The 12,470-nt window shown below is 48.7% G+C and carries 11 protein-coding genes and 1 riboswitch; of the genes, 3 read left to right on the top strand and 8 right to left on the bottom strand.

Annotated features, from left to right (window positions below):
• Positions 1-47 precede the first annotated feature (47 nt).
• A complete protein-coding gene (locus tag CLV36_RS03585) occupies positions 48-1,082 on the top strand; it encodes an LCP family protein (RefSeq protein WP_106341786.1) in 1,035 nt (344 codons plus the stop codon).
• Between the two features lie 100 nt (positions 1,083-1,182).
• Complete coding sequence (locus CLV36_RS03590; RefSeq protein WP_106341893.1) at positions 1,183-1,812, top strand: YigZ family protein; 630 nt, start codon at positions 1,183-1,185, stop codon at positions 1,810-1,812.
• Between the two features lie 92 nt (positions 1,813-1,904).
• Here the strand turns inward: CLV36_RS03590 and CLV36_RS03595 are convergent, their stop codons facing one another.
• From CLV36_RS03595 to CLV36_RS03615, 5 genes are all read right to left on the bottom strand, one after another.
• A complete protein-coding gene (locus tag CLV36_RS03595) occupies positions 1,905-2,696 on the bottom strand; it encodes a MetQ/NlpA family ABC transporter substrate-binding protein (protein ID WP_106341894.1) in 792 nt (263 codons plus the stop codon).
• A gap of 127 nt (positions 2,697-2,823) precedes the next feature.
• A complete protein-coding gene (locus CLV36_RS03600) occupies positions 2,824-3,480 on the bottom strand; it encodes a methionine ABC transporter permease (protein WP_106341787.1) in 657 nt (218 codons plus the stop codon).
• Complete coding sequence (locus tag CLV36_RS03605; protein ID WP_106341788.1) at positions 3,474-4,439, bottom strand: methionine ABC transporter ATP-binding protein; 966 nt, start codon at positions 4,437-4,439, stop codon at positions 3,474-3,476. Before CLV36_RS03605 ends, CLV36_RS03600 begins: the two co-directional genes overlap by 7 nt.
• Positions 4,440-4,525: 86 nt before the next feature.
• Positions 4,526-4,632, bottom strand: a riboswitch (SAM riboswitch).
• Positions 4,633-5,148: 516 nt separating this feature from the next.
• Positions 5,149-5,793: a sugar transferase gene (locus CLV36_RS03610; RefSeq protein WP_102993615.1), complete on the bottom strand. Its 645-nt coding sequence runs from the start codon at positions 5,791-5,793 to the stop codon at positions 5,149-5,151.
• A 220-nt stretch (positions 5,794-6,013) separates the two neighbouring features.
• A complete protein-coding gene (locus CLV36_RS03615; protein WP_106341789.1) occupies positions 6,014-6,952 on the bottom strand; it encodes an NAD-dependent epimerase/dehydratase family protein in 939 nt (312 codons plus the stop codon).
• A 307-nt stretch (positions 6,953-7,259) separates the two neighbouring features.
• On the opposite strand from CLV36_RS03615, the gene CLV36_RS03620 reads away from it, so the two are divergent.
• Complete coding sequence (locus CLV36_RS03620; RefSeq protein ID WP_181352812.1) at positions 7,260-8,168, top strand: LCP family glycopolymer transferase; 909 nt, start codon at positions 7,260-7,262, stop codon at positions 8,166-8,168.
• A gap of 47 nt (positions 8,169-8,215) precedes the next feature.
• Here CLV36_RS03620 and CLV36_RS03625 read toward each other — a convergent pair whose 3' ends face one another.
• The 3 genes from CLV36_RS03625 to CLV36_RS03635 form a co-directional block, all read right to left on the bottom strand.
• On the bottom strand, positions 8,216-9,343 hold the full coding sequence (locus CLV36_RS03625; RefSeq protein ID WP_106341791.1) for a glycosyltransferase family 4 protein: 1,128 nt from the start codon (positions 9,341-9,343) through the stop codon (positions 8,216-8,218).
• A gap of 237 nt (positions 9,344-9,580) precedes the next feature.
• Positions 9,581-10,975 carry an O-antigen ligase family protein gene (locus CLV36_RS03630; protein WP_022737418.1) on the bottom strand — a complete coding sequence of 465 codons (1,395 nt, stop codon included), beginning with the start codon at positions 10,973-10,975 and terminating at the stop codon, positions 9,581-9,583.
• Between the two features lie 6 nt (positions 10,976-10,981).
• Positions 10,982-12,448, bottom strand: a complete 1,467-nt coding sequence (locus CLV36_RS03635; RefSeq protein WP_022737417.1) for a lipopolysaccharide biosynthesis protein — start codon at positions 12,446-12,448, stop codon at positions 10,982-10,984.
• Positions 12,449-12,470: the final 22 nt, after the last annotated feature.

Here is a 12,470-nt window from a genome sequence, read left to right on the forward strand (position 1 = left end):
AAATACTAAAGTTACCTAGACCAATTCATTCATGTAAGGAGCAGACAATGTCATTTGATAAACAAACAACACCCCCCCACAACAACCGCAAGCGCCTAATTCAGCGCATCGCCATCCTTCTTCTGCTTATCGTGGTTGGTGTCGGAATATATTTTGGCACCCAACTTTGGGGCGTCTTCGCCAAAACCGGAAAACCATTGAAAAAATCCACTTGGCGGACGGAAAAAGTGGTCCTCGAGGAAAAAGACCCCTTCACTGTGTTGTTAATCGGTACGGACCAGCGTAGCACCGACCCTAACAATTGGCGTTCCGATGTCTTGATCTTGGCTGCTGTCAACCCCAAAACCAAGTCAATCAAATTGATTAGTATTCCCCGGGATTTCTATGTCAAGATCGCCAATACGGAAGTGAGAACCAAAATTAACGCCGCCGCAGCCTACGGTCGGATTAAAGGGATCGGCGAAGTAGAAAATATCAGACAAACGGTAGAAAATATTTTCCATGTTCCCATTGATTATTATGCCAAAGTAAACTTCCAAGGCTTTGAAGATCTTGTCGATGCTTTAGGCGGCGTCGATGTCAATGTGAAACAGCGATTCAAGCAGCGTGCAATCGGCGGGAAAATGATTGTTTTCGAACCAGGTCCGCGCCATTTGAACGGCTCTGAGGCCTTAGCATATGTGCGCAACCGCAAATCATTTGCCGAAGGAGATTTTGCCCGCAATGAACGCCAACGGGAGGTCATCTCGCAATTGATTGACAAAATGACCAGCATCGACGGCGTTACCAAGTTCAACGAAGTCACCAAGGCAGTGGGCAATAACTTTGACCATAGCTTCCATTTCAAAGAAATCCCTTCTCTAATTAAAACATATCGGGAAATTCCCAAAGAAAGAATTGAAACCGTCACCTTTGAAGCCTATCCTAAAATGTATGCCCGCTCCGGTTCGGTCGTCATCATTCCCAAAACGGAAATCCAACGGCTTAGCCAAATTCTGCATCAACAATTGGAGTACAAGCCTGATGACGACATGATCAACAAGACCGAAGGGGAAGAGATGGAACCTCCTGCTAATCGGTGACAAAGAGAAAGCGATGGCCAGCCATCCCGGAACCATCGCTTTCTCTTTGGCCTGTTCGCCCAATTCCCCTATAATAAGGTGGAAGGGTGTGAAACGAACGATGAAACCAGACAGCTATCTGACCATTGCCCCTTATGGGGAAACAGAAATCATCATTCAAAAATCTCGCTTCATTTGTCGTGCTAAACATGTGGCAACCGAAGCGGAAGCCGTCCAATTCGTACAGGACGTTTCCAAGAAGCATTGGGATGCGACCCATAATTGCTACGCTTATCACATCACAGAAACCACGCAGAAATCCTCCGATGACGGTGAGCCTGCCGGAACGGCGGGAAGACCCATCCTTGAAGTGATCCACGCCAAGCAGTGTTTGTATACCGCCGTCGTCGTCACCCGCTATTTTGGCGGAATCAAGCTTGGCGCAGGAGGATTGGTGCGCGCTTACAGCCAAGGAGCCGCGGCGGCAATTGAAGCGGCAGGGCTCGTCAAACGGATGATGCATCAACAAGTGGTAATCACATTTGATTATTCTTTCATGGGCAAAATGGAACATGAATTGCATCGAACCGGTTATTTGTTGGAAACGCCGTCCTTTGCCGACAAAGTGAGTTGGGCCGTTTGGACGCCACTAGGCGAAGAACAAAAACTGATTGAGCAAGTAACCAACTGGACCCACGGTCAGGCGGTACTATCGCTCGGTGAAGCCGAATATAAAGATGTACCTCTTTAAAGACCGTCTAAGTGGGGACATTATCGCGGATTCCGCTACCGGTTAAACAGTGAAGAGCCACACCCTGTAAATGGGGTGTGGCTCTTCCAGCTTTAAAACGCCGGCACGACAGACCCGTTGTACTTTTTGAGGATAAAGTCTTTTACCTTTTGCGAAGTGAGCACCTTCACCAATTTTTGAACGCGTGGATCATTTTCATTGCCTTTTTTCACTGCCAATACGTTGACGTACGGAGAATCTTTCCCTTCAATAAACAGGGCATCTTTCAACGGATTCAGTTTTGCTTGCAAGGCATAATTGGTGTTAATCACTGCGAAATCGACTTGATCCAGCATACGTGGCAACGTCGCGGCTTCCAGCAGCTTAAATTGCAGGTTTTTCGGATTTTCTTTGATGTTTTTCAGCGTTTTGTCACCTTCACGGTTGTCCAGCTTGATCAAATTGTTTTGATCCAACAGAAGCAAGACGCGTGTGATTTCACTGGTTGCGTTAGGCAGAGCGACCGTGGCTCCGTTTTTCAGTTCACTGATGTTTTTGATTTTGTTGGAATACGCGCCCATTGGCTCAATGTGAACCCCAGCCACTTTCACCAAGTGATACCCTTTTTCTTTGTTGGTGGCTTCCATCCAAGGGATGTGTTGAAAGAAATTGGCGTCGATCTGCCCTTCTTCCACACTTTTATTCGGCAACACATAATCTTGGAACGCTTGGATCTTCAACTCCACTCCCTGCTTTTCCAATTCCGGTTGAACAAACTTCAGAATTTCCTCATGCGGAATTGGCGACGCCCCCACCGTCAACACTGCCGATTCATCTTTCTTACCGCAACCCACGCCAAACGCGGCGACCAATGCGACCAAGCCCGTCGCAATCCATCTTTTCATTTTCATCATTGCCATCCTCCCATGCATCATTTTATTTAATAAAATCGATCCGATTAGGCGGATTATGTTGCGTCTACTTGCCCTGCTACGGGGAATCCCCGCTTCGAGTCCGGCTCTTACCCTTCATTCACCGTTTGTCCAAGCGACGAACCAACCAATCCCCTACCATTTGAATGAGCTGCACCATCACAACCAACAGCAAACCACAAATATACAGCATACCATCATTGAACGATTGAAAGCCGTACCTAAACGCCGCATCTCCCAAACCGCCTCCGCCAACAATCCCTGCCATCGCCGAGAAGCTGATCAAGGATACGCAAGTGACGGTCAATCCGGAGACAATGGCCGGCATCGCTTCTGGTAACAGCACTTTCCAGATAATGTTCAAACGGGAAGCCCCCATCGCTTGCGCCGCTTCAATCACCCCGCGGTCAATTTCCCTGAGAGCGGTCTCCACCATTCTGGCGTAAAAAGGTGCCGCACCAGCGATCAATGGCACAGTTGCTGCTGTGGGCCCGAGCGTGGTTCCCACCAAAAACTCCGCGACAGGAAATAAGAAAAGTACTAGGACAATAAACGGTACCGCGCGGAAGATATTCACAATCGTGCCCAACGTTCGTTGCACCCACATATTCTCCCAAAAATAACCGCGATCCGAGACGGTAAGCATCACACCCAAAGGAATTCCCAGAAGCGCGGTGAACAAAGTGGATATGCTCACCATATACAAGGTTTCCCCCAGTGCAACGGACACTTGGTTCCAATCGATACCGGTCAACATGCCCGCTCACCTCCACACAACACTTGGCGCACGGCCTGCATCTGCGCCTCTGTCCCATCAACTCTTACGCGCAAGCAGTCATCCTGTTCTCCTGCAATGGCCCCGCTGACAACACTGAACCGAATCCCATGCTCCTTAGCCAATGCTACCAACTTATCCGCATCACCGAGCGGCAATTCAACCACTTCCCCTGACGTGTCATCGCCTTGGGTACTAGGCTGCAGCTCTTTGACAAACTGTTTAGTCAACGCCTGTTGTGGTTGGCTAAAGATGGAGGAGACCATCCCCGTTTCCACGACCCGGCCGTTTTCCATCACCGCCATCTTGTTGCAAATCTGCCGCACCACACTCATTTCGTGCGTGATCAACACCAAGGTGATCCCCATTTCCCGATGAATCTCCTTGAGCAGTTGCAAAATGGATGCTGTGGTTTCTGGATCTAGCGCGGATGTCGCTTCATCGCACAAGAGAATATCCGGCTCGTTGGCCAAAGCCCGTGCAATGCCAACCCGCTGTTTTTGTCCTCCGCTCAACTGGGAAGGGTAAGCGTCAGCACGTTCAGCTAGTCCTACCCGCTCCAAAAGCTGATCGACTCGCTTGCGAATCTGCTCTTTCGGCAACCCTGCCACTTCTAGCGGAAAAGCCACATTTTCGCGAACCGTCCGCGACCAAAGCAAGTGAAAGTGTTGAAAGATCATGCCGATCTTCTGCCGTGCCTGGCGCAATTCTCTCTCTTTTAGACGGGAAATCTCTTTCCCATCTACGATGACTTCACCCTTTGTCGGCATCTCCAGCCCGTTGATCAGTCGCAACAGCGTCGATTTGCCCGCGCCGCTATAACCTACGATGCCGAAGATGTCACCTCGGTTGATCGTCAACGTCACCCCGTCCAGCGCAGTCACGACCGAACCCCCATCGCGCGCCGGATAGGTCTTGACGACTTCTTTAATCTGAATCATTGAGGCTTCACCACCTTTATTAAGCAATAAAAAAATCCCTCTGCTCTGAAGATGGCAAGAAGGGATACGTCTATTGACACACCTTTCTCTCATCTGTCAGAACGAATCTGCAGGAATTGGCACCTTTCTGATGGATCTCAGATGGTTGCCGAGGGTTCAACGGGCCTGGTCCCTACCCCTCTCTTGATAAGAGAATGTTGCTGTATTCAATTATTAACATATTAACTATTGAGTTATAAATTATCATAATAAAAGACATTATGTCAATCGTTATTTATGGCTGGAAAATCTTAACCATCCACACACGGGAGCGATGTCACCTTTCATTGTTACAGGAAATGTTTTTTGTTCACGGATTTATCACATTTTTACCACGAGATTACATTTAGATAACAATACGGCTACTCCCCACTAAATCAGCGGCCGCTGGCGTATAATAAAGACAGATCCTCAAATTGAACTGCTGGAGGTGCCCAACATGGAATACACGGTTGTCGGAAAATCGTTTTGGATTGGTGTGTTGAACGCGACATGTTTAAGTATCCCATTGTGGCTTCTCTTGTACTTCGGCCTAAAGCTGATTTTTTAAATGAGGCAACATCGTTGGCGCACCATTAACAAACTGACTATATCCTGGGAAACCAGGCTGATGAGTATATAAAAACGGGTGGCTTTTGCTTCGATTTAGCAAAAGCCACCCGTTTTCTCATTAGCGCGCCCCATTTCCGGAGATCACGATCCAAACGGTTTTAAGCAAAATTTGAAAATCCATCTTAAACGATTGATTTCTGATGTACTCCAAGTCCAGCTCCAACTTTTCAGCAGGGGTCGCCTCATATCCACCGTTCACCTGAGCCCAACCCGTCAATCCCGGCTTCACCATCAACCGTTTCTTAAATCCTGGAATCTCTTTGTCAAATTGCTCCGTGAACATCGGTCGCTCCGGACGCGGGCCGATCAAACTCATATCCCCGCGCAGGATGTTGATCAACTGCGGCAGTTCGTCAATCCGGGTTTTGCGGATGAACTGGCCTACACGAGTGACGCGCGGATCATTCTTGGCAGCCCATTGCGGACCGTTTTTCTCTGCGTCCGTACGCATCGAGCGCAATTTGAAGATGTTAAACGTTTTGCCGTTTAAACCGACCCGCTCCTGTTTGTAGAAGATGGGACCTGGTGATTCCAATTTGATCGCGATTGCCGTCAAAATCAACACTGGTAGAGTGAAGAGCAATAACCCAATGGAAAACACGATTTCAAACCCGCGCTTGAATGCCAAATAGAAAGAGGCGGGCGTTTTCATTTCTCCGGAGAATGCGCGCGAATTGCTCTCGTAGGCTACTTTTGAACTCATCCGCAAACCACTCCTGCTGTGTATAGTATCAAATCACAATTATTTTCGGCTATCGACTAACTTTACAAAAATGACAGTAACATTACAGCAATGTTTCAAACCGATTACTGTTACCAAGTATACTGTAATCTTTCCACGTTGACAATAGCCGAATTGTGAAAAATGAAATCTTCATGGCCCGTTCTTTCAAGCATGGGGTGTGCGGGTTCTTTATTAGTGTTTACTGTTCCTTGTCCATTTTACGATATTCCGCTTGGTAATATGCGTAAGTTTTGGCCAATCCTTCCCTGAGGCTCACTCGAGGCTCCCAATCGAGCACCCGACGCACTTTTTCATTGTTGAAATAGCTGTGCTTGATGTCTCCCGCCCGATCCGGACCATAGTTCACCTCATGCTTCACACCGGCGATTTCATCAAAGAGGCGAACCACTTCATTCAAAGAAGTGCTAACCCCAGTTCCCACATTTAACACTTCGCCGTCCCCGCGCTCAATCGCACTGAGGTTGGCTCGAGCAATATCCTCCACATAAATGTAATCACGGGTCTGTTCACCATCACCAAAGATGGTAAGCGGTTCACGGCCCAGCACCTTGTCGATGAAGATGGAGATCACACCACCCTCGCCACGCGGATCTTGGCGCAAACCGTAAACATTGGCATAGCGCAACACGGTGTAATTCAAGCCGTACAGATGATGGTACACCGACAGGTAATGCTCCACCGTGTATTTAGAAACGCCGTATCCGGACAAGGGGCCGATTGGATGGCGCTCATCCACGGGGAGGTAAGCAGGCGTGCCGTACACTGCCGCCGAAGAAGCGTAGACCACTTTCTTTACACCAGCCTTACGGCAACCCTCCAACAAATTGATGGAGCCCAAGATATTGATGTTGGCATCCAGAGACGGATTGTCCACAGAGGTATTCACATGGATTTGCGCCGCTTGGTGAATAACCACCTCAGGCCGCTCCTGCTCCATTACTGCATGCAAATCAGGACTGGTAATATCTACGTTGTAAAAGACGGCATCCGGGTTGACTTGACTCTCTTTTCCGGAAGAAAGATTGTCCACAATCACGACCTGATCTCCGCGCGCAATCAACTGATCGACAATATGGGAGCCAATAAACCCGGCCCCGCCGGTCACTAACACTTTCATTGGATGAACCCCTCTCTCATAGACGCGATGACTTGTTTTCTTTTTGAACCCACTGCGAATCCATTTTGCAAAGCCAAAAGAGGCGCCTGTCACTCTCCCTCACTGCGAGGCAGTGGCGGATAGTGGCTTTTTGGCCGTCAAGCGCTTGCAAAAAGCTAAATCAAGCCAAGCGGATTCCTCTGATCTCCGCCATGAAGATGCCCCTTATGCCTATCTTATCAAGTTAAGCCGCAACATATTTGAACAAATGTATGAAACATCATATAATGATACCTATCCAAATGTTGGAAACGGAAGGGGCGTCCTTGTGATACGATGGTTGTTGCGCTTGCTTTGCACTTTACTGCTAGCAATCATGGGGGCCGTCGCGTACTTTGGTTACCATATCTGGTCAGTAGCGGAACAAGTGTATGAACCAACTTCCCAGTCCAAATCGGCGTTGCGCTCCCATGCGGTGGACATTGCCAAAGACCCTGTTGCCCTGTTGCTTGTGGGGGTGGATGAACGCCGGGGGGATCAGGGGCGTGCCGATTCAATCATTGTGGCTACGATCAACCCTCATCGAAAAAACATGATGCTAACCCACATCCCCCGCGACACGCTGGTCGACATCCCCGGACGGATCAAACGGGACAAAATCAACCACAGCTACGCCTACGGTGGCATTGACTTGACAAGGAAAACGGTGGAGCGGTTTCTCCATATTCCAATAGATGGCTACGTCAAAGTAAACATGCAAGGGCTGAAAGACATCGTGAATGAATTGGGAGGCGTTGAAGTGGAAGTCCCCATGTCGTTTCGCTTCAACGGACACCAGTTCAAGCGGGGAATCATGCGATTGGACGGGGATCAGTCCCTCGCCTTCGCCCGCATGCGCAAAAGTGACCCCCGTGGAGACTTTGGCAGGATGAAACGGCAACAGGAGCTAATTCGCGGAATCATCCATCAAAGCACTTCCCTCCGTTCCCTTACTCAGTTGACGGATGTCTTGGAACACCTCGGCACCAATGTCAAAACAGACATTACCCCGGTTCACATCCTGAAGTTGCAACGACTTTACGCCAACCTACCCTCAGAGCAAATCCGCTCCAGCGGAATCAATGGGGAAAACACCAAAATTAACGGTGTGTACTATTTTCAAGTGAGCGAACGTGAACAACAGCGCATCCACCGCCAACTAGCCCACCACATCAACTGGCAACCGGTTGGGCAATAAAAAAGGAACCCCCGTCTAACGCATAGACGGGGGTTCCTTTGCTTCGTTCAACTTGATGTGGCTGTTTGCGTACCCAGCAATCCGGCATACAGGGCCAATAGTTTCCGTTCTTCCACATGCCAGTTATACACTTCTTCATGCGCCTTGCGGCCATCTTCACTCATCTGCTTGCGCAATTGCTCGTCCTTCAAAATGGTTGTCACTTTCTCCGCCATCTCTTTCGGATTGAGTGCGTCAACGGTGAATCCGCAACCGCTTTTCTCTACAATCTCACGCCACATGGGAAAATCGGTCGCGATCAGCGGCAAGCCGGCAGCCATGTATTCAAACATTTTAATCGGCAGGGATTCCCGATAGTTCTCGATAGGATGCAGGCACACCAATCCCACTTTGCCCTTGCCCAACCACTGCTTCACATCCTCAAAGGGCACACGTCCGTGCAAGGTAACCCGCTTTTCTTTGAGCATTGCTTCGTCCTGATCTTCCGGCCGAATATGTTGCAGGGGACCAATAATGTGCAATTCCGCTTGCAATTCTGGTGGGATGTAATCCATCATCTCAATCATTTCACGATAACCGCGCAGATAAGAAACCCCGCCCACATACAAAATCTTGTTGCCCTCGTCCTCCGTCTTCTCCACGGCGGGCATCGGCAACGGATAATTTTTAATCACTTCCGTCCGTTTGGCACTTGCAAACTGGCGCGCAATGGACTCCGTCGCCGTCACCACCGCCGACAACTTGCGGGCCAACCCCTTTTCCACCTTGTGAACGAGCTTGGACAAAGGTCCGCGCACACCTGCGGGAATCCATGGCTTGGTATGGATTTGTTTTGGCAAGTCCTCATGTGAGTCATAAATGACGGGACACCCTGTCCGCCAGGCGATCAATACGCCCCATGGCAACAGCTCCGGATCATGGAAGTGAAAGATATCGGCCCCGCTCTTCAGCGCCCGCCGATAAAGCACCCAACCGTTCATAAGCCGCTTCCACTTCTTATTCACCCGCTTGACGCCGACAATCCGCACACCATGCTCCAGCCGCTCCTCAAAATCGGCCACGGCATGCAACTCCACATGATATCCCTCCTCCGCGAGGGACTTGGCTTGTTTATGATAAATACGCGAATCGTCGTATGGATGAACCGAACTGAATATCATTACTTTTGCCGCCACTAAAAGGTACTCCTTTCATTTACGCCAATATCCACGAATCAACCATCTCTTTTCTCTAAATTACATAGTACAAAAAAACGTTGCAAATGGATATGTTCTCAATGATCTTTTCCTCAGTTCGTCACTTTCAGCCAAACGGGATGTCAATAAAATGTAGTATTTATCGAGTCTTTCCCAATCATGCAAAAAAGGTGCCTCTCTGTGAAGAAAGGCACCTTTTACCAATTCCTGCCTGATCTAAACGGATTCTTTTCTTTCTGCTTTCTTCGCTTCCCCGAGCGCGATCACAGCCAGTCCCAACCCATAGGTGATCCACATCGGAGTAAAATGAATGGCAGAACTCGGCGCCATCCCACCGAAGAAATATCCGGTCAATGCGGCCATCGTGGAATACGCGGCCCAGCGCAACATCGGGCTTAACGATGGCGAATGCTTGCGGTTGGCAAGCTTCCACAAGCGCCACAACATCCAAAAATAGAGGGACATATAGAGCACAAAGATCAACACGCCAAAGTTAACCAACACCTCGCCCCACCAGTTGTGCAGGTTGACTTTGTTCACCTTGACGCCGTATTTAGCCATCCACGGCTCCACATTGCCCGCTCCGATGCCCATGTAATGGCTTTGTTGCAAGAATTTAAAGCCGTTGATCAACAGCCATTTACGAACCCCCGCGCTTTCACCCGTCTCCATTTTTTCAATGCCCGTATCTCCATCTTCCACGTGCCAAGCGCTGTTCTTAATATCCTGCAAAAATCCAAGTGTGCTGGACAGCTTCGTTTTTGCCGCATTTCGTGCTTCTTCTGACAAGAAAATCGCGCTCAAGCCATTGGCCAAGATGACCGCCGCCACAATAGCGGCCACAGCTTTGGCGATATTTTTCTTAGTCAGCTTCTCCCTTTCAACTGCAAACGGCAGTCCAATAATCAACATCAAAGAAGCGAGCGGCAAAGCAAACGCGGTGTTACTGCGCGAACCCGTAGCGATCAATATATAGATCGTCAACACACCGGTAATATAGATAAACCATTTATGCTTTTTCTGCAGATCAAGCATAAACAAAGCTGTTGTCAAAAACGGCAAGCCCAGTGTGATGCAGGTAGCCAAGTCATTTTGATTGGTAAACACCGACGTAACCGATGCAGACGTTGTTTTAAAGAAAGCTGAGGGAGGCAAATGAATCAACGTAATCGACTCAAACACGGCGTAAAAAATAATCGCCGCAAACACCCAAAACAACACCCGCTTCGCTTTCCACAGCTTTTCTTCCGATTGCAGGAAAAAAGGAAACGACAGCGTGAGCGGCAACATAAACGCCATGTAGAACAAATACTTTAGCGCTGCCCCCATGCTCATCACCCAAGACAGGGAGAGGAGCCCGTACATAAACCAGAAGGCGAAAAACGCCGCATAATAGCGGACGGGATACATATAAGATGTTTCCAGATTCTTCTGCGTCACCAGCCGCAAGATAATCCCACCGGCGAGCAGTACATATGCGATGCGGAAGAATGTTAAATTAAATCCTTCAGTCAAAGGAATCCCCAGCGTTGGTCCCAAGAGCGCAAAAGCAATCATCAAATAAAACAGGGTGTCTAATCGCTTTTGCCTCGGAATCAACATTTCACTCACTTTTTTTCACCCTTTCCCACCCAATTTCGGCAATAAACGGCCGATCTGTCGGAATGAACGAACCGAAAATAATCCCGTCGCAAAGACCGCGGCCACCGTGACGCCAAGCGCGATCAAATAATACGCCCACGCGTTCGGCAACTCATTGCTCTGCACCCAAGTCACACCAATCATGGCGGCCAAGAAAATCGTCAAATATATTAACATCGCGCGGAAACGGAAATCAACCGGATATTCTTTCTGGTTTTGTGTGTAGACATAGATGATCACAATCAGATATGCTACGACGGTCATGCTGACCGCTCCCCAAATCCGGAACAGGGGGATCAAAAGCAAACAGCCGACCACATAGACCACCGCCGCGATCATGAATCCCCGCGAGATGATTTTGGTCTTTTTCTTAATCAACAGCCCCACACCAAAAACAGTATGCAACACATTGAATAGTGTACCCAACGACAGCGCCCAAACATAGAGGTAACCACTGCCAAGTCCCGGCTTTCCGGTGGTGAACAATTGATAAATCGGTTCCATGACAAAAGCGAGCAACATGACGGCCAATGTTCCCACTACCAAGAGCCCTCTGCCGACCAAACCATACAGCTGAGGCGCATCTTCTCTGTCTTTGATCGACATCGAAAAAGGACGCCAAGCCAATTGAAATGGCGATGTCACCAGCACAATGATGCTTGCGAGCCGCATCATGGCTTCATAGATCGCTGCATCATTTATCGAAGACATATGGTACAACATGGGTCTGGAAATGGAACTCATCGCCCAGAATGCCATCAATGTGGGCAAAAGTGGGGCACCGTATTTGATCAGATCGGATAAGTGCTTTCGGGAGAATTTTAATACTAGCTCTTTGCGGAATATAATGAGAAGCAACACGGCCACAGCCGTCTGCCCGACGAGCTGTCCGTAAAAAATCCCCATAACACCGTCCTTTTGGACGATCACAAAATAAAGACTCAGCAAATTGGAACCAATCACATAGGCCATGCTAAAAATATTGAACAACCATACGCGACCGGCATAGCGAGCGTAACCAAGCAAATGTTGAATGATGATTGCGCCAACCGTCGCCAAAAACGCCACGGCCAATAAATAGGTATAATCGCCACTATGATCATATACCACTTCAGCTAACGGTGCACCAAAAAAATAGGCGAAAGCCGTAAAAATCAAACACATGGTCACACTGAAAGCAATGGCGTTGAACAAATACGTTCTGCGCTCTTGCACCGACTTGGCGTCAAAATAGTAAAAGGCCATCGCCGTATCCGTCCCTAGCACACACAAATAGGTTAGGATCAGCGTAAATGTATTGGTTTGGCCCCAATCAGCAAACTGTCCGTTCGTCAAATATTTGATATAAAAGGGGACAAGCATGGCCGAAACCAGCTTGTTCCCCATCGTTGCAACAGCAAACGCGGCAGAGTCTGAGAAGAGTCGTTTAATGAGCTGTTTCATCGTCATACACCTTCTAACCGGT

It is taken from the genome of Laceyella sediminis (genome assembly GCF_003003125.1).
Taxonomy (GTDB): domain Bacteria; phylum Bacillota; class Bacilli; order Thermoactinomycetales; family Thermoactinomycetaceae; genus Laceyella; species Laceyella tengchongensis.

Bases quoted from the DNA above. Each gene is read 5' to 3' on its own strand.
- CLV36_RS03585 (WP_106341786.1), top strand. From the start codon at position 48: ATGTCATTTGATAAACAAACAACACCCCCCCACAACAACCGCAAGCGC.
- CLV36_RS03590 (WP_106341893.1), top strand. From the start codon at position 1,183: ATGAAACCAGACAGCTATCTGACCATTGCCCCTTATGGGGAAACAGAA.
- CLV36_RS03595 (WP_106341894.1), bottom strand. From the start codon at position 2,696: ATGAAAAGATGGATTGCGACGGGCTTGGTCGCATTGGTCGCCGCGTTT.
- CLV36_RS03600 (WP_106341787.1), bottom strand. From the start codon at position 3,480: ATGTTGACCGGTATCGATTGGAACCAAGTGTCCGTTGCACTGGGGGAA.
- CLV36_RS03605 (WP_106341788.1), bottom strand. From the start codon at position 4,439: ATGATTCAGATTAAAGAAGTCGTCAAGACCTATCCGGCGCGCGATGGG.
- CLV36_RS03610 (WP_102993615.1), bottom strand. From the start codon at position 5,793: ATGAGTTCAAAAGTAGCCTACGAGAGCAATTCGCGCGCATTCTCCGGA.
- CLV36_RS03615 (WP_106341789.1), bottom strand. From the start codon at position 6,952: ATGAAAGTGTTAGTGACCGGCGGGGCCGGGTTTATTGGCTCCCATATT.
- CLV36_RS03635 (WP_022737417.1), bottom strand. From the start codon at position 12,448: ATGAAACAGCTCATTAAACGACTCTTCTCAGACTCTGCCGCGTTTGCT.